The following is a 17,714-nucleotide window of genomic DNA, read 5'->3' as shown; positions in this document are numbered from 1 at the left end:
TTTGGAGGCTGGAAAGCAGCGATCGAAACTACGTTCCGTAACCGTACGGAGGCGGTTTTGCGTCAGGCGGCCGCCTTGCGGATCGCGCGCTGGGTAAGGGCGTCGTCGTCCTCCACCCGTGCCACGATATCCAGCCCGTTGCTGCCGGCGCGGGCAAGCAGCACGACGAATTCGTCGCCCCCCGCATCGATCGCGACATGCGCGAGCGGCGCGCGGGCGCGCAGTTCGGCGGCGGCGCGGGCATAGATGTCCGCCACGGTCGGGCGGCGATGCAGGCGCTCGGCCTTAACCACGCCCTTGATCCCGCCTTCGACCGAATCGAGGAACGCATCGAGCCCGCCCTGCGGCACGCCGGTGCGGCGGGCATGGCTGAGCACGGCGGCGAATTCGGTCAGCCGGGTCTTGTCGTACTCGGCGCCGAACACGAGCTTGACCGGCGGGGTCATCGGCGCGCGCGCCTGGGCCGTCAGCCCGGCATCGGCGAGCAGAGCGGCATAGGCTTCGCCATCGTGATCGGCGGCAAGCGCGAAGTCATAGGCGCGGCTGAGCGCGCGATACAGCGATGCGCGGCTGCGCGTGTCCGATGCGCGTGCGGCGGCCGCCGATTCGCGTGCCAGCAGCAGCCGGTCCGAAAGCGATGCCTGGTCGGACAGCGGGGCGGGGGCGGCGGGCTCGGGCAGGTCGACCGGCGCCGTGAAGCCGGCGCTGGGGCCATCCGCCCAGATCGTCGCGACAGGCGCGCGCGGCAGCGTGCGGCGCGCCTGCTCGACCTCGGCGGTCAGCTTCGCCTGGGTCTCGGCGTCGACCAGTTCCTTCCAGTTGATGACGCCATAGATGAAATCGATCGTGTCCGAGTCGGACGAGAAGGGCATCAGGATGCCGCGATAGACGGTGTTATGGCCCCGCTGGCCCACGAACTCCGCCTCGAACCCGATTGGCGCGCGATTCGCGATGATCTGGAGATAATGGTCGGTGAGGCGCGACAGCAGCGAGCGGCTGGGCACTTCGGCGACTTTCTTGATCGACCCGTCGACGCCGCATTCCTCGCGCAGCGCCCGGCCGAGATAGGCAATCCCCGGGTCCTCGACCCCGCGCGTGAAATCGAGCAGCACGCTGTGCGGCCCGAAATCGACGATGCTGCCCGGGTCCAGATCCTCGATCGAGGGATAGGGGCGGCCGTGCAGCAGCGACACCCAATGATTGTACGCACGCACATGCATGCGCCGCTCGTCGGTGCCGATTTCAAGCGGGCGATCCGACACCGCCGCATTCTCGTCATCGGGCTCGTGCGCCGAATCGAATCGATCGTTGATCCCGCGGGCGATGTCCATGCGCTGCTCCAATTCGGGCATACACGCCCGTACCATCCGTACGCCTATGCATCGTCCGTGGTAAACGACGCGTAAAGGCGGGGCGAAGATGATTTTATGCGTCCGATGCGCGCGAGGTGCTTGTCAGGCGCGAATCCTGCTGGTAAGCGCGCCGCTCTCTTCCGGACGCAACCGCGCTTCGGACGGGCCGCTTTAGCTCAGCTGGTAGAGCATCGCATTCGTAATGCGGGGGTCACAGGTTCGAGTCCTGTAAGCGGCACCACTACATCTAGTGAACATCGCTGGAAACCGCAGAAATATGCGGTAAAATGGGCGCAATGCGGTCTCATGCTTTCTCATTATGTTCCGCTGTGGCCCACGCAATAGGGGCCGCGAATCCTGGGGCCACGAACGCTTCAGGAGCCTTGGCCCCATGCCGTGCAGCCATCGCGACAGGTGCTGAACCTGCTCCGGGATCTGCGGTCGCTTGCCCGATCCAGCGAACTCCTGTTCCCCGCGCTGCATACGACGTTGCGTCCGATCTCCGGCAACACCTTGAGCGTCGCGCTGCGGCGGCTGGGCTTCGGACATGACGAAATGGCCAGCCACTGCTTCCGCGCCCTGGCGAGCGTGCTGCTCAACGAGTCAGGCCTTTGGCATCCCGATGCGATCGAGCGCGCATTGGCCCATGGCGAAAGGGATCGGGTTCGGGCAGCCTATCATCGGGGTGCCCATTGGGAGGAGCGGGTCCGGATGGCGCAGTGGTGGTCCGACTACCTTAATCAACGGCGCGTGGGCGAAACGGTGATCAAGGCATGGCATGCGGTTCTGGTGCTGCACGCACGAGCATCACGACGCGGACGATCGCGCCGATCGCCAGCCACGCCCCCAGCAAGACATAGGGGCGCCAGTCGGCTTCGAGCCCGACAAAGATCAGCACAAGGGCGCACAGCGTACCCGCATAGGAAACCAGTCGCATAGGGCGCGGCGCCAGCTTGAATGCAGCGGCCGAGTACAGTTCGGGATGCCGCTCGGTCACGCGGGCGGCGGACAGGCAGATGCTGGCGTATTTAAGCAGGTTCGGAATGTTGACCGCGAGGAACAGGAACGTGAGCTCCATTGGCAGTAGCAGGCCGAAACAGCCGATCCCGAAGACCGCGAGCAATGCGACGTACGGTGTCTTCCAGCGTGGATGGACGCGGGCGAAAGCGGCTGGGAGCATCCCTGCGGCGCCCATCGCGTAGAGGCTGCGGCTGAACATCGCGAACATCGCATTCAGCGACTTGCCGATCGACAGCACCGCCGCGAGCACGATCGCCGGCGTCGCGACCGGCCCCATGAACTGCCGGGCGGCGTCGAGGATCGGCGCCTGGCTCGCGCCCAGCGCGGGCGCCCCGAGCACGCCGAGCGCGACGAAACCGACGGCAAGGTACAGCAGCGTCGCCGAACCGATCGACAGGGCGATGCCGAGCGGAATGGTCCTGCGGCTATCGGCGACTTCGGCCCCCGCCTCGGTCGCGGCCTCGATGCCGAAGAAGAGGCCCATCAGCAGCGGGGTGGCGGCGATCATGCCGTGCCAGCCCTGGGGAAACATCGGCTCGAAATGGTCGAGCCGCACCGACGTCGCGCCGCCCCAGACCACGAAGATCGCAAACAGGATCAGCATGCCGGTCAACAGGATCTTCTGCGCACGGGTGGCGATGTGGACGCCGAACAGGTTGAGCAGCAGCGCCGCAAGCAATGCCAGGAACATGGTCGGCTTGACCGGCAACGGCACCAGCATCGACCCGTAGCGGACCAGCACCAGCGCCAGCACCACCATCGCTCCCATATTCGCGATAATCCGGGCCCAGGCGATGAAAAAGCCCCAGCTCGGGCTCAGGAACCGTGCGGGCCACGCGAAGGACGCGCCCGACACTGGCAGCGCCGAGCCGAGAAAGGCATAGCTCACGGCAATCAGGTACATCGGCAACGCGGCGATCAGCGCGGAGAACAGCATCGCGGGGCCGGCGATGGCCGCGGCGGGCGCGATCGCCGAGAAGATCGAGACGCCCACAGCGGTGCCCAGCCCCATCGCGACCACGCCGCCCAGGTCGATGGCCTTGGTCAGCGCCGCGTCGCCGGTGCGCTCGCTCACTGCGTGGCCCCGGCCATGAGGAAGGCGCGGATTTCGGAGACGAGCTTCTGCCAGCTCGCGTCATCCGAATAGGCGACGTGACCGGCGGGATAGCGCGCGTTGAAGTAGCGCTCAGCGGGAAGAGAGGACTGGGCGAAGAGATAGTCGGCCGCGCCGACGGTGGTGGTCAGGTCGAACAGGCCGGTGCCGACGAACAGCCGCAGCTTCGGGTTTTCGGCCATGTTCTTTTCGAGCTGGGCCATGAACGGCCAGTCGTTGAACGGCGAATCCCCCGAGCCATAGGCCCAGTCGCCGGGGAAGCGCGTGATCACCTTGTACGGCGACGGATCGGCCACGCCGATACGCTTGAGCGCGCCCAGCACGGCCTTGGCGTACAGGTCCGAAACGGGCGAGAAGGCGTCGGGCCCAACGATCTCGCCGGCATTGGCGGGGCGGGGGGCGGTGTAGCGCGCATCGTAACGGCCCAGCACCTTGCCGTCCGTCCGCAGCAGCTCCGTGCGGAACTGCTCCTTCGAGATGCGCAGGTCGTGTGCCAGATAGTAAGCGCGGGGGATGCCGGTCAGGTCTTCGAGCCGGGCCGCAACCTCGGCGCGCGTGCCGGCATCGAGCGCCGCACCCCGGAAAAGCGCGTCGAGATAGGCGGGGCCGAACGCGCTCGCCTCGGCAGCGCTCGCGGCAGGATCGCAGGGTGCGGGCCGCTTGCGGTGGTAGCAGGCGATCGCCGACAGCGTGGGCAGCGAGATCGGATAGGTGATGACGTTGTCGGGCCGCTGTGACGTCTCGATCATGTTGAGCGCCTGGCCGAGCAGCAGCACGCCGCGCACCTGCAGGGCGGGATCGCGCAGGCGCAGTGCCTCGACCATCGCCGCAGCGCGGATCGTGCCGTAGCTCTCCCCCAATATGTAAAGCGGCGCGCGGGTGCGGCCATGCGCGGTCAGCCACGCCTGCGCGAGCTGCGCGACGGCGTCGGCATCGCCCTTTACCGACTGGTACACGCTGCGATCGGCATCGTCGGCAATCGTGGAGAAGCCCGTGCCCGGTGGATCGACGAAGACGAGATCGGCGAGATCGAGCAGCGATGCCGGGTTCTCGGAGACGGGCGCCTCGGCCGGCAGCGTCGCCGCCGGGTCCTGCGGCACCTGCGCGCGCATCGGGCCGAGCGCGCCCATGTGGAGATAGGCAGAGGCGGCACCGGGGCCGCCGTTGAAGATGAAGAGCACCGGTCGATCGGCGCGGGCCGGGCCGGTATAGGAGATGTATCCGGCGGTCGCATCCTGCCTGCCCGGTTTGCTGGCGACGGGCTCCAGCCCAACCTCGGCCTGCACCTTCACGGTCTTGCCAGCGACCTTCACTGTCTGCGCGCTGCGGGCCTGGACCTGCGCCAGCACCGGGTTGGCAAGCAGGGCGGCCGCCATGAGCGCCGCGCTGCCCAACAGGTGCCTGATGTTCCGGCGCATGTTCATCCTCCCTGCTGCTCCCGATAGCGGATCAGGCCGTCCGTCAAGGCTTGCAGGCCATAATCCACTTCCGACGACGCGCGGGCAAAGCCGATCCGGATATGCCCGGGCGCGCCGAAATACTCTCCCGGCGCGACGATCACGCCGCACCGCTCGGCCAGCCATTCGGAAAAGGCGACGGTATCCTGAATCCCGACCAGCCGGGGGAAGGCGATGCAGCCGAAATCGGGCAGGGCGCCTTCGATCAGCCCCTCTTCCAGCCAGTGGCGATGATAGGATTCGATAATCGGCCGCGCGCGCGACATGATCCGGCTGCGATAGCCGTCGAACATCTTGGGCTGTTCAAGCACCAGCGCGGCAAAGGCATGGGCGAGGTTGGATACGCCGAAGTCGATTTCCTCGGCCAGCGCGCGGATCGTTGCCACGCGCCCCGCCTCTCCGACGATCCAGCCGCAGCGCAGCGTGCTGAGCCCGTGCGACTTGGTGAGGCTGCTCACGCTGATCAGCGCGGGCGACAGGCTGGCGGCGGGCAGCGGGCGCAGCGCGGCGTCGACATAGTCGCCATAGACCTCATCGACGATCACGCTGATGCCCCGCGCCTCGGCGATTGTGCCGATCGCGATCAGGGTCTCGCGGTCCAGCGCCATGCCCGAGGGATTGTGAAGATCGGACAGTACGATCAGCTTCGTCCTGGGCCCGATCCGCGCGGCAAGCGCGTCCGGGTCGATCGTGAACCGGTCGCCCCGCCGCTCGAAGCGGTCCACGCCGAAGCCATGGGCCTCGGCGATCTTGTGAAACAGGTCGAAGCCCGGATTTTCCACCAGCACGCGATCGCCCGGCGCCAGCATCGCGCGGTAGATCAGCGACAGCGCGCCGGTTGCGCCCGTGGTGCACAGCACCTGCTCCGCCGGCACGGCATAGCGCCGGGCCAGCTGCTCCACGACATAGGGGTTCCCGCTGGCGAAGGCGCTGGTGTAGCGCGAGGTGATCGGTTCCGAGAAGCCTTCGAGAATGATCTGGCGCAGCAGGTCGAAAGGTTCCGGCACGGAACTGTCGAACAGGCTCACCAGCAAATTGCGCTCCGAACGGACGGCGCGGATCACCCGGCGCACCCAATGCGAATAGGATTCCCCAACCGGCGCCCCGGCGCCAGGGATTTCCGCTTCGCCGAAGGGTGCGGGGAAAAGGTCGGTAGGTTCCGGCCGGTTCATGTTCTGGTTCGTTTTCCGTCCGTGCCTGGGGTCACGCCTGTGGGTGCCGCCCGGCACGGTGCCGGGCGGCGTGAGGGTCACTTGAGCTTGATGGTCGCGCCGACGAAGAAGCGCCGCCCGAGGATGTCGCCATAGGCGATCTGCGGATAGGACGGTGCCTTGTCGGTGAGGTTGTCGACGCCGGCGCGCAGCGCAAAGGTGCCGAGATCATATTGCGTCGAGATGCTGTGGACCACGTTCGCGTCCAGCATCGGCGTCGGCGTCGTCTCGATCGTCGCGTTCGCCGCCGAGCGGGTGCGGCCGCGATAGTCGAGCTGATAGGTCAGCCTGAACGGCCCATTGTCGTACGCCGCGTTGAACTGCCCCACCCATTTCGGGCTGAGATAGGTATCGTCGGTCCGCGTGAAGGTGGTGCCGGTAACCGACCGCGTCAGCAGCGCATTGTGCGTCGCCACCGCCCGCAGCCCCAGCTTGCCAATATCGCCGCCCCCGAACACATCGGCCAGCGCGAAGCGATAGTCGATCATGTAGGTCTCGCCGCGATACTTGATCACGCCGGCGTTGAACGTGGTGGTGGTGCCGGTCAGAACCGAGCCGCCGATCGCCGTCGCGTTCGGATTGGCGATGCGGGAGAAGGCGCTGCACACTGCGGCATCCGGGCTCGCTTCGTCATAGCAGGCCGCCATGAAGTCTTCGGTCGTGAAGGGCGACAGCCCGTCCTTCAGGTCGATCTGGACGCGGTCGGCGCTGATCGTCAGCCCGGGCACGAAGCGCGGCTGGAACACAAAGCCATAGGTCAGGGTGTCGGAGATTTCGTTGCGCAGGCTGCGATTGCCACCGCTGGTGATCGTCGCGATGCTGAAATTCTCGGCCGGATCCTGGAAACGGGCGAGCCGCTGGGCCGCGCTCAGCCCCGCGCCGGTGCCGTCGGGGTCGACGCCATAGCCGGGATTCGCGGCGAACAGGGCGAGGCAGTTGGCCCGGCGCGCCGCAGGATTGGGGCCGCTGTTGATCCGGTCGGCATCGCAAGGGTCGAAACCCACCGAGCCGAGGCCGCTCGACGTCGGCGCAAGCAGCTGAGTCAGCGTCGGCGCGCGGAAGTTGCGGCTGCGCGAGCCGCGCAACGTCAGGCCGCTGGTCACTTCCCAGCGCAGCCCGACGTCCCACACATTCTCGCTACCGGCGAGCGAATTGTCGACGTAGCGGAACGCCCCCTTCAGCTCGAGCGCGTTGACCAGCGGCAGTGTGAAGTCCTTGCCGACCAGCGGGATCGACAGTTCCGCCGAAAGCTCGTCGGTATTGTAGCCGCCGGACTGGGCGGTCTGGGTCGATCCATCGCCGAAGGTGCCCTGCACATTGGCGGCGAGCGGCGAGAAGCGCGCCTTCTCGTCGCGATGTTCATACGCGGTGCTGAACGCGACATCGCCCATCGGCAGAGTGAACAACGAGCCGCCCAGCGTGGCGAGCAGATCGACCTGCTCGTTGGTCCAGTCGATGCCCGCGCGGGTGCTGACATAGTCGCGTGCCGCCTGGCTCACATTGCCGCGGCCGAACGGATTGATCGGGGCGCAGCTCGCATCGTCGTTCGTGGTGATGGCATCGGCGTTGATCGCGCAGACGACCTTGCCGCCGCTCAGCACCGCGTTGATCGCATTGTTGTAGCGGCTGTTGATCACTTCCCAGGTGCGCTGCTTGCCCTCGACCCGGCCATAGCTGCCGGACACCGACCAGTAGAAGTTCCGCACGCCGACGTCGAAGTCGCCATCCAGCGTCAGCAGCGCGCGATAGGTATCCGTGGTGGTGGTGCGGGTGGCGTCCGGCACGAGGTCGTAGAAGTATTTCGACAGGTACATCGGGGCCCCGCCGGCGAAGCTGGGCGAGATCGCGCTCAGCGCGGCCTTGGCCTGGCTGGTCAGGAAGCCGTTGTTGATCGTGAAGGCGATCGGCCCGGCATAGGTGCCGGCGTTCAGCGTGGTGCGGCTGTTGCCCTGTGGGATCTCGCTACCTTGCGTGCGCGCGAACAGCAGCTCGGTCGAGATCTTCACGCGATCGCTCAGGTCGTAATGGCCGATCAGGTTGGCGGTGTAGCGTTCCACGCCGGTGCGCAGGCCGGCCAGCTCCTGATAGGCAAAGCCGTCCCCCCCCGAGGCAAAAGGAATGCCCTGGATCGTGCCCGTGTTGTACGGCACGACATTGCCCGCAGCATCGAACTGCAGCGCGCTGCCGCTGGCGTTGCGCGCCAGGAAGTTGGGCGGCGGCGCCGGGCGCGTGAAGATCACACCATTGCCGTTGAACGGCCAGAAGGCGGCGTTGAAGATCTCCTTCACAGAAGGGATGCCGTCGCTCGGCCCGGTGTCGGCCGAATTGCTCACGGTCAGGCGACCGAGATTGGAGAGCGGTCGATCCGAGAAGCGCAGGATCGGCGACTTGGACCAGCCCACGTCGATCGCGACATTGCCGCGCCCGCCGGCGAAGTTGGTACCGGCGGTGCCCCGCAGGCTGTGGGTGGCGTAGTCGCCGCGATCCGAGATGCCGGTCTGCCCATCGAGCACCAGTCCGGTGAAATCGCTCTTGAGGATATAGTTGACCACCCCCGCGATCGCATCCGATCCGTACACGGCGGCGCCGCCGCCCTGATAGACTTCGACGCGCTCGAGCAGGCCGAGCGGGATAATGTTGGAATCGACCTGCGCATCACCCACGCCACCGGGATCGCCGATGCCCGAGCTGCTGGTGACCATCCGGCGGCCATTGACCAGCGTCAGCGTGCGCCCGGCGCCGAGGCCGAACAGGTTCGGCGCCTGGATGCCCGATCCGCTGGCTTCGCCCGTTCCGTCCGCCTGGTTTAGCACGGGGACGTTGGAGGGCAGGTCGTTCAGTGCGTCGGCCGCGCTGGTATAGCCGCGATCGATCAACGCCTGCTGGCCGATGACGGAGACCGGCGCGGCATTATCCGATTCCGGGCGGCGGATGCGCGAACCGGTGACGATGATCGTCTCTCCGGCTTCGCTCGCGCTGGCGTCCTCTGGCGCAGCCTGCTGTGCCAGTGCCGGCATCGCCGCAATGGCAGTGAACAGTGCCGTCGATGCCATCAGCCGGCGCGCGATGCGGGTATGTGTGTTCGTCATGCTACCCCTTGCTCCCTGAAATGCGTTCCGGTGGCCTGTGCGGCTCTTTCCCGGATCGGCATCAGAATAGGCGGGCGGCGCGGAATTTTTTGCCGAAGCCGGGCCGGCAGGCGAAAAATATGAAACAAATTCGCAATGGTTGGGCAAAAGGGCGCAAGATTTATGTTCGGCGTTGCAGAAACGCCGCGAGATCCTTGCCGAAACCCAGTGTCTCGCGCGCATCCTCATACATCATATGCCCGCCGGCGTAGCAGCGCAGGGTGAAGCGGGCCGACACGTGCCCGGGCAGCGCGGCCGCCACCGCTTCGTTGCCGGCGCAGCTGTTGAGCGAATCGTACAGGCCGGTCGCCACCCAGACGCGCAGCCGCGGGGCCTTTTCCAGCGCCCGCAGCGTCCAGGGCTGGGAGGGGCTGGGCGGCCCTTCGCCGGCCCGGGCACGGGCCAGCGATTCAGGGGTGATCGGCGCCTGATCATACTGCCACTGATTGCCGGCGTCGCTCCCGGGTGCATCGATCCCGGCATAGCTGCCGGTGCGATAGTTCAGCGCGGTCCGATAATAGTCGAGCACCGCGCGGCCCTCGGCGTTTTCGTCTTCCGGCGCGCCGGTCTTGCGCATGTCGAACAGGCCCAGCGTAGTGCCCGCGATCAGCCCGGTGCGGAAAGCGCGGGGCGATACCCACAGAGTCTTGGCGTCTATTATCGCGGGGGCCAGCCCCTGGAAGCGGGCAAGCGTCGCGATCACGCGCGCACGGTCCGCCGCAGACAGCGCGTCGGGCGCAGCGAGCGCGGGGGCATAGACGTGCTCCGCCCAGCGGCGCGCTTCGGCCAGCGCGCGGGGCTGGTCGGCCTGCAGTTCGGGCGCGAGCTTCCCCAATGCAAGCGCGGTGGCGGTGCGGTTCACCAGCGACAGCGCGCGCAGCCGGTTGCGATCGGGCAGATCGCCCAGCGGTATGCCGCCCGAGATCAGCGCGATGCCGGCCACCGGCACCTTCGCATCGATCAGCCGCTCCGCCACGCCAGCGGCGCGCCAGGTGCCGAAGCTCTCGCCGGCAAGGTAAAGCGCCGAGCCGGTGCGGCGATATGCGGCGCGGAAATCGGTGACGAAGCCGGCGACCGAAGCGATGTCTGCATTGGTGCCGTAAAAGTCCGCCGCATGGGCGGGGTCGTCCGCCATGCTGAACCCGGTGCCGACCGGATCGACGAACACGAGATCGCTCACCCCGAGCGGGCTCGCTTCGTTGTCGACCAGCTTGCCCTGTTTGAGGATACGTGGCCCGACCGCGTGGAACTGGAGCGTGCGCGAATCCGCGCCAGGGCCGCCGTTCCAGACGAAGGTGAGCGGCCGCGGCCTGGCGGCGGGGACCAGATAGGCAGTGTAGAAGATCCGCCCGCGCAACTCGCCGCGCAGGTTGCGCACCGGCAGCGTGCCCGCACAGGCGATGTAGCGCAGCGTCTTGCCGCCGATCCGCGCACTATGCTGCGTCTCCACCGCGTCGTCGGCGCAGGTCCGGGCGGTGGCAGCGGTGGGCATCAGCGATCCGCCGGCGAGCAGCATCGCGCAAGATAGTGCTCGAACCTTCATCGGCTTCACTCCCTTTGCCGAACCCCTCTCTTCGTCCGTCATCCCCGCGAAGGCGGGGATCCATTCTGGCTGGCCGCAATGTGTCTCACTGTCTTCAGCGACTATGGATCCCCGCCTTCGCGGGGATGACGAAGAGAGGTTCGATCCATCCTATCCACACGCACGGGGAATTTTTATGCGCAAGCCATGGGTTTTGAGCGAAAGCGCGCGATCGGCCTCGCTGCAATCTTGCCCGAAAATCGGCAAAAACTATTCGCGCATTCGGCGCTAAGCTGGTCGGTACTTCAAGCAAGGGAAGGGCGGGCATGCGATCGGGCGTCACACGGCGCGAAATCCTGGCAGCGGCGGGCGCCACACCGCTGGCGGCGCAGGCTGCCTCTGCTGCCGGGGCCTCCACACCGCTGCCGGACAAGGCGAGCTTCGCGCCCATGCCTGGCCCCTATCTGGATTCGGGAACGATGCACCCGATCGCGCTCGGTGCCCGCGATGCGGTGCGCGCCTATCTCGATCAACGCGCCACCACCGACGGCCATTATCCCACCGACGCGGTCGAGACGCGGGTGAAAGCCAGCTTCGCCAGCCTCATCAACGCCACGCCCGAAGAGATCGCCTTCGTCCAGAGCACCACGGCGGGGGAGCAGCTGGTCATCGAAGCGCTCGATTTCCCGCGCGCAGGCGGGCGGATCGTCACCGATACGCTGCACTTCTTCGGCTCCTTTTATCTGTATCAGGAACTTGCAAAGCAGGGCGTGGACGTCGCCTGGTTGAAGCCCACAGACAATCGCATTTCGGTCGAGGCGATGGAAAAGGCGATCACCCCGGGTACGCGGCTGGTCGCGCTGTCGCTCGTCTCGACCTACAATGGCTTCGAGCATGACCTGAAGCGCGTGTGCGAGATCGCCCATGCGCGCGGCGCGCTGGTCTATGCCGACATCATCCACGCCGCCGGCACGATCCCGATCGACGTGCGTGCCAGCAACGTCGATTTCGCCGCCACCGCCAGCTACAAATGGCTGATGGGCGATTTCGGGCTGGGTTTCCTCTACGCCCGTGCCGACCTTCGCGACCGCCTCAAGCGCACCCGCTATGGCTATTACCAGCTCGCGAAGTTCGCGCCGCACGTCTATCCCTTCGATCCGCCGGGCGAGGCGATCGCCGATGTCGCGCCGCGTCCCGACATGGAGGGGCTGTTCGCTGGCGGCACCCATTCGCATACCGTCGTTGCGCAGCTCGACTGGTCGCTCGATTATATCCTCAAGCTCGGTGTCGATCGCATCGCCGCGCATCGCCAGCCGCTGATGGCCCGGCTGCGTACGGGGCTGGCGGAGCGCGGTTATACGATCGTCACGCCCGCCGGCAGCCGCACGCCGCTGCTCACCTGCGCGCTGGAGGGTGCCTATGCCAAGCTCTCCGATCCGCTGAAGGTGGCGAAGGTGCAGATTACGCTATCGCGCAACCGCTTCCGCGTCTGTCCGTCCGTTTTCAACGACATGGACGATATCGAGCGGCTGCTCGCCGCGCTTCCCCGCATTTCCTGAAAGGCCCCGTTGATGCGCCTTGCTTTGTCTGTCGCCCTGCTGCTCGCTGCCGTCAGCCCCGTCGCCGTTCATGCACAGGATGGCAATGCGCCGATGCCGCCGGCCTTCCTGCGGGCGATGGAGCCGATGGTCGCGCGCGATGCTGCCAGCGACCGGGTGGTGACGACACAGCATGTCGCGATGATTGGCGGCAAGAAGCTCGCCTATCGCGCGGTCGTCACCGAGCTGCCGATGCCGGGGGCGGACGGCGCGCCGGTCGCGGTGGCGGTCAGCTATGGCTATCTCGCCGAGGGGAAGGGCGATGCCACGAAGCGGCCCGTGCTGTTCGTGTTCAATGGCGGCCCGGGCGCTTCGTCCTCGCCGCTGCACATGCAGGCGCTGGGCCCGCGCCGGATCGTTGGCAAGGGGGATGCGGCGCATCTGGAGGACAATCGCTTCAGCCTGCTCGATGCCGCCGATCTGGTGTTCATCGATCCGGTGGGAACAGGCGCAAGCATGCCTGTAAAGGGCCAGGATGCTTCCAGCTATTGGGGCGTCGGCGGCGATGCGCGCGGCGTCGCGCTGATGATCGAGCGCTGGCTGACGGCGAACGGCCGCGCGGGCTCGCCCGTCGTGCTGGTCGGCGAAAGCTATGGCACCGCGCGGGCGCTGGCGGTGCTGCACGAGACGGCCAAGGCGAAGAAGGCGCTGCCGGACGGGGTGGCGCTGCTCTCGCTCGCGATCGGCGACAGCAGCGGCCCGGTGATCTCCGACGTGGTCAAGCTGCCGACCCTGGCTTCGGTGGCCTGGTACCATCAGGCGATCGACCGCGCCGGCAGGACGGTCGACCAGCTTTATGCCGAGGCGCTCGACTTTGCGCGGCAGGACTATGCCCTTGCGCTGCTCAAGGGCTCGGCGCTGGCGCCCGCCGAAAAGCGCAAGGTCGCCGAGCGCATGGCGGCGCTGACCGGCCTGCCGGTGTCGCTGCTCGAGGAGAAGAACCTTCGCCTCGACAATTACGACTTCATGCTCAACCTGCTTGCCGCCAACGGGCTGCGTACCGGCCAGCTCGATGGCCGCGTCACCCGGGCGATCGCGGAGTCCAATCTCCGCCCGCCGTTCGACGATCCCTCGATGACGCTCGGCGCAAGTTCGGCGCAGCTGATCGAGACCTATCTCAAGACCGAGCTGGGCTATGCGCTGCCCAGCCCTTATCGCAGCCTCAACCTGGGCATCAACTTCAAATGGAACTGGGACAAGGACTATGGTGGCAGCTACCGCGCCATGTCGTTCGCGCCCTATCTGAAAGACGCGATGGACGCCAAGCCGAGCCTGCGCGGCTTAACCGGCGGCGGCTATTACGACATCACCACGCCGGTCTATGCGGGGCAGTTCGCGCTGGAGCAGGCAGGCGTGCCGATGGACCGGGTCTCGGCGCATCACTATGCTGCGGGCCATTCGGTGTTCGAGGACGAGGCCGGACTGGCGGCGCTGAGCGCGGACCTGCATGCGTTTGTCGCGCAGGTGGTCGCGGCAAAGCGCTGACCTACTTCGTCGGGAAGTTCGCCTTCCAGCGTTCGTCCAGCTTCGCCGCCGCGCTCTTGTCCTTTGCGGCTGCGACGAAGGAGATGCCGCGCAGCGTGACGCTGTGGCCGGCGAGCAGCTTGCCCGAGACAGTGTAGCCCACATCGTACAGCGCGCTGTCCGAATGCGGTTCGCCATTGACCAGGAACTGCGTGGTGACCAGCACCGGCAGGCGTTCGTCGCCACGGCTGTTGTCGGGCAGCCGGGCCGCGTTGCGCGCCTTTTTCAGGGGTTCGTCGAACCATTTCACGTCGATCCGCGGCTCGCCGGTGGTCTCGACCGCAGCGATGCCCAGCGGCGAGGGGAAGGCGATCCTCTGGCTCTGCACGGTCTGGTCGGCGGAGGTGGGCTTGAGCGCCAGCACGCGCTCTCCGGAATCGGCCGCGATCAGCACCAGCGTGGCGGCGCGGGCCGACGCGCGCTCGGCGCTCGCGCTCTCCGCAGCCTTGCTGTCGCTGCGTTCGCTCCAGTTGTTCCACAAGGTCAGCGCCGAGATCAGGACGGCGACCACCCCCAGCACTTCGCCCAGCGTGATCCAGCGGCGGCGGATCGCGGCAGCCTCGGCGGCGCGCGCCTCGGTGTTCTGGTCGGCGGGCTTTTCGGGTTCGGGGGAATCGGTGCTCACGATGGCGGTTCGATCACTCCGCGCCCGAGCCGTCAAGCCGCTGCGCTCAGAACAGGAATTCGTCCGCGACGTCATGCGCCGGGGCGCTACCTGCTGCCCTGGCCGTCGCCGCCGGGTGCGTGATCCTGGGCGCGTCCGCAAACGGCTTCACCCCGAAGGCGGGATAGATTTCCGACGGGAAGTAGATTGTCCCGTCCTTCACCACCATCGCGATGCGATGCAGTTCGCGCAGGTCCCTGGTGGGGTCACCGGGAAGCAGCAGGAAATCGGCGCGCTTGCCACGGGCGATCGAGCCCAGTTCCTGGTCGCGGCCCATGTAGCGCTCGGGCGCCAGCGTGCCGAGGCGCAGCACCTCCGGGATCGGAATGCCTGCCTCGCCATAGATTTCCAGCTCGCGGTGGACCGAGAGGCCGGTCTGGTCGTCGGTGCCCGGGAGCAGCGTGACGCCGCGATCGTGGAGCAGCTTGAGCAGTTGCTTCACCTTGACCATCGCCCCGTCATAAGCGGCGGCATCCTCCCGCCCGGCGATCGGCGCGATCGCCTGGCGGCGGCGGCGCTGGAGGCCGATGGGCAGGTGATCGATATAGCCGGCGACCGAGGGGCTGGGCGTGCCGTTGCGGCTCAGCATCAGCAGTTCGAGCGTCACGGCGGTGGGATCATGGGCGACATGGCCGGCGACCATCGCGTCGATCGTCCGCGTCACGTTTGGCGAGGCAAGGTCGAGCGTGGCGGTGCGGCGCATCGCCGTCAGCCGCAGGGGGGTGCGGGTATCCTCGCTGGGATCGAGCACCCAGCCGAGCATCAGCTGGTTGATATGCGTGACTTCGTCATAGCCCGCCGCGATCATCGCATCGGCGTTGGTGAAGGCGGGGATATGCCCGGTCACGCCCATGCCCAGCCGGTGCGCCTCCTTGGCGATGGCGGGCACCCAGGCGGGGTTCATGCTGTTGTAAATCTTGACCTGCCAATAGCCGCGCGCGGCATACCAGCGCACCGCGTCGAGCGCCGCGCGCTCGCTGTCGGCGACGACGCCCAGCCGCGCCGAATAGGGGCTGCGGCCCTCCAGGAAGCCGTTCGGCACGACGCGCGGCCCGGCGACCTCGCCGGCGTCGATCCGCCGGATAAGCTCCGGCAGGAAGCTGTTGTCGTTCCCCATGTCGCGCACCGACGTGACGCCGGCGGCGAGGTAGAGCATCGCCGATTCCAGCCCGATATGCGCATGCATGTCGTGCAGGCCGGGCAGCAGCGTGCCGCCATTGCCCTCGATCGTCGCTTCGCCCGGCGATGCGGGCGCGTCCAGCGGCTGGATGCCGGTGATCCGCCCCTCGGCGAACAGGACCGAGACCGGTGCCCCCAGGGTGCCCGAGACGGGATCGAAGACCCGGACGTTGCGGATGCGCACCGGCGCGTCGATCCGATGGGCGAAGCGCTGCTGGAGTGCGGCGTAGCGCTTCGCGGTCAGCTCGGTCGCCAACTTCGCCAGCGCCGGAACGTCCGTTTCATGGCCCTCGCGCACAACCGCGCCGCCGGTGTCGAGCACCGCGAACAGCCGCTGCCGGTCGTCGAGCAGGATCATCTCGGGCGACAGGTCGATCCCGCTGATCGCATAGGCCTGGTAGGTGGCGGTGCCGATCCTGGCGGGCCCCAGCGTCTCGATGCGGAGCTGTCCGCCCGGCAATGCCGGCAGCGTGCCGTCCGGGCGTTTGAGCAGCACCCGGGCATAGAGTCCGAGCGCCCAGGGGCTGGCGTTCTGCCCGATATACAGGCCGGTGCCGGAAACCGGGGCGCTGCGCTCGCCCATCGAATCGGTCCAGCGCGCGGTGGCACCGTCGCGGGCGAAGCGTTCCTGCACCGCGCCGCCAAAGGTGGACGTGCCGTCGAGCGCCCAGCGTACCGGCAGGCCATCCGCGCCGAGCGTGATCGTCTCCGCCATGGTCGGACCACGACCGTTATTCTTCACGTCATACCGGATCGTGACGGCGCTGCCCTGCTGGTCTGCATCGACGAACCCGACCTTCTCGCCATTGGCGATCACGCTCAGCCGCTCCTGCTGGGCAAGGGCGGGCGGGGTAAGGAGCAGGGACGAGGCGAGCAGGGCAGACCGCAGCACGGTGGGAAACATCAGCTACGCGAACTCCGATAGAGATGGGCGGCGACCGCCAGGTCCTGAACGGCATGGCCCAGCGATTTGTAGACGGTGATCTCCTTGTCGGTCCGCCGTCCCGGCGCGGTGCCGAGCAGCACTTCCCCGATTTCGGCGACGATATGATCATCCGCGACGATGCCGGCTGCCTTTGCCGCCAAAAACTCGGCGGCGGCGTCGAGCGCGGAGGCGCGGCTGTCCGCTACATAGCGGCTCATTGCGACAAGCGCATGGTCGGCCTCGACCGGTCCGGGGCCGCTCGATCCGACCAGGTTGACGTGCGTCCCGGAGCGCAGCCACGCGCCCAGGATCACTGGCTCGGCCGAAGTGGTGAGCGTGCAGATCACGTCCGCCTCGCCAGTGGCCGCTTCAAGGTCGGAGGCCGCCTCGGCGCCGATCGATGCGAACTCCGCCGCAAGCGCAGCCGCCTTGTCGAGCGAACGGCCCCAGATCCACACGCGGTCGAAGTCGCGGACCAGCGGCAGTGCGTGCAAATGGGTGCGGGCCTGGCCGCCGGTGCCGATAATCAGCAGCGTGCGGGCATCCTTGCGGGCGAGTGCATCGGTGGCGACCGCCGTGGCCGCCGCAGTGCGGATATGGGTAATCTCCTCGGCATCGGCGATCGCGACCGGCTCGCCATTGTCGGGTTCGAACAGCAGCACGACGCCGCGATGCCGGCGGAGGCTCGGCGAGCGGGGATCGGCGAAGACGCTTATCATCTTTGCGCCGAACATCTCTCGCTCGCCGAGCGCTCCGGGCATTTGGGCAAAGGTGCGACCCGAGCCCAGGGGGATCATCGTGCGGAGGAGCTGGCGCGTGGTGCCCGCGGACAGCGCCTCCATCGCATCGCGAACGACGCGGATACAATCGGGATAGGTCAGGTGATCGCGCACATACTGGCCGTCGAAGATCGCCAGCTGCTCGCGTTTCATTCGCCTTGCCTCCCGTCGCAAACTGCAAAGGCAGAATAAGTTGGCTGGCCTGCAAATGCTTGCCTGTCATTGGACGGCAATCTAGATT

At 67.2% G+C, this 17,714-nt stretch carries 11 protein-coding genes and 1 tRNA gene; 3 read left to right on the top strand and 9 right to left on the bottom strand.

The window, feature by feature from the left end:
* Nucleotides 1-62: 62 nt before the first annotated feature.
* Nucleotides 63-1,331: a PAS domain-containing protein gene (locus tag ACG3SL_RS15195; RefSeq protein WP_448662020.1), complete on the bottom strand. Its 1,269-nt coding sequence runs from the start codon at nucleotides 1,329-1,331 to the stop codon at nucleotides 63-65.
* Nucleotides 1,332-1,517: 186 nt separating this feature from the next.
* Here ACG3SL_RS15195 and ACG3SL_RS15190 point away from each other — a divergent pair.
* A tRNA-Thr gene (locus ACG3SL_RS15190) sits at nucleotides 1,518-1,593 on the top strand.
* Nucleotides 1,594-2,118: 525 nt separating this feature from the next.
* Here ACG3SL_RS15190 and ACG3SL_RS15185 read toward each other — a convergent pair.
* The 5 genes from ACG3SL_RS15185 to ACG3SL_RS15165 all read right to left on the bottom strand — a co-directional run bounded on the left by ACG3SL_RS15185 (nucleotide 2,119) and on the right by ACG3SL_RS15165 (nucleotide 10,825).
* Entirely contained in the window at nucleotides 2,119-3,447 is a 1,329-nt protein-coding gene (locus tag ACG3SL_RS15185; RefSeq protein ID WP_448662019.1) for an APC family permease, read from the bottom strand.
* Complete coding sequence (locus ACG3SL_RS15180) at nucleotides 3,444-4,904, bottom strand: S10 family serine carboxypeptidase-like protein (RefSeq protein WP_448662018.1); 1,461 nt, start codon at nucleotides 4,902-4,904, stop codon at nucleotides 3,444-3,446. The genes ACG3SL_RS15185 and ACG3SL_RS15180 overlap by 4 nt, the downstream gene beginning before the upstream one ends.
* A gap of 2 nt (nucleotides 4,905-4,906) precedes the next feature.
* Complete coding sequence (locus ACG3SL_RS15175) at nucleotides 4,907-6,115, bottom strand: pyridoxal phosphate-dependent aminotransferase (RefSeq protein ID WP_448662017.1); 1,209 nt, start codon at nucleotides 6,113-6,115, stop codon at nucleotides 4,907-4,909.
* 77 nt (nucleotides 6,116-6,192) lie between these two features.
* The gene (locus tag ACG3SL_RS15170; RefSeq protein WP_448662016.1) at nucleotides 6,193-9,243 is read right to left on the bottom strand and encodes a TonB-dependent receptor domain-containing protein; all 3,051 of its coding nucleotides are present in this window, start codon (nucleotides 9,241-9,243) and stop codon (nucleotides 6,193-6,195) included.
* A gap of 160 nt (nucleotides 9,244-9,403) precedes the next feature.
* Nucleotides 9,404-10,825: a S10 family serine carboxypeptidase-like protein gene (locus ACG3SL_RS15165; RefSeq protein WP_448662015.1), complete on the bottom strand. Its 1,422-nt coding sequence runs from the start codon at nucleotides 10,823-10,825 to the stop codon at nucleotides 9,404-9,406.
* 305 nt (nucleotides 10,826-11,130) lie between these two features.
* Here ACG3SL_RS15165 and ACG3SL_RS15160 point away from each other — a divergent pair, with 305 nt between their 5' ends.
* Together ACG3SL_RS15160 and ACG3SL_RS15155 are read left to right on the top strand one after the other, a co-directional pair.
* The gene (locus ACG3SL_RS15160; RefSeq protein WP_448662014.1) at nucleotides 11,131-12,363 is read left to right on the top strand and encodes an aminotransferase class V-fold PLP-dependent enzyme; all 1,233 of its coding nucleotides are present in this window, start codon (nucleotides 11,131-11,133) and stop codon (nucleotides 12,361-12,363) included.
* A gap of 12 nt (nucleotides 12,364-12,375) precedes the next feature.
* Nucleotides 12,376-13,887: a S10 family serine carboxypeptidase-like protein gene (locus ACG3SL_RS15155; protein WP_448662013.1), complete on the top strand. Its 1,512-nt coding sequence runs from the start codon at nucleotides 12,376-12,378 to the stop codon at nucleotides 13,885-13,887.
* A 1-nt stretch (nucleotide 13,888) separates the two neighbouring features.
* Here the strand turns inward: ACG3SL_RS15155 and ACG3SL_RS15150 are convergent, their stop codons facing one another.
* The 3 genes from ACG3SL_RS15150 to ACG3SL_RS15140 are packed head-to-tail and all read right to left on the bottom strand — an operon-like array spanning nucleotide 13,889 to nucleotide 17,626.
* On the bottom strand, nucleotides 13,889-14,551 hold the full coding sequence (locus tag ACG3SL_RS15150) for a hypothetical protein (RefSeq protein ID WP_448662012.1): 663 nt from the start codon (nucleotides 14,549-14,551) through the stop codon (nucleotides 13,889-13,891).
* A gap of 46 nt (nucleotides 14,552-14,597) precedes the next feature.
* Entirely contained in the window at nucleotides 14,598-16,673 is a 2,076-nt protein-coding gene (locus tag ACG3SL_RS15145; protein ID WP_448662011.1) for an amidohydrolase family protein, read from the bottom strand.
* Nucleotides 16,673-17,626, bottom strand: a complete 954-nt coding sequence (locus tag ACG3SL_RS15140; protein ID WP_448662010.1) for an ornithine cyclodeaminase family protein — start codon at nucleotides 17,624-17,626, stop codon at nucleotides 16,673-16,675. Before ACG3SL_RS15140 ends, ACG3SL_RS15145 begins: the two co-directional genes overlap by 1 nt.
* Nucleotides 17,627-17,714: the final 88 nt, after the last annotated feature.

Source organism: Sphingomonas degradans, from assembly GCF_053502645.1.
The sequence above is the reverse complement of the archived record's forward strand: the minus strand, read 5'-3'. Positions and strand labels throughout refer to the sequence as shown.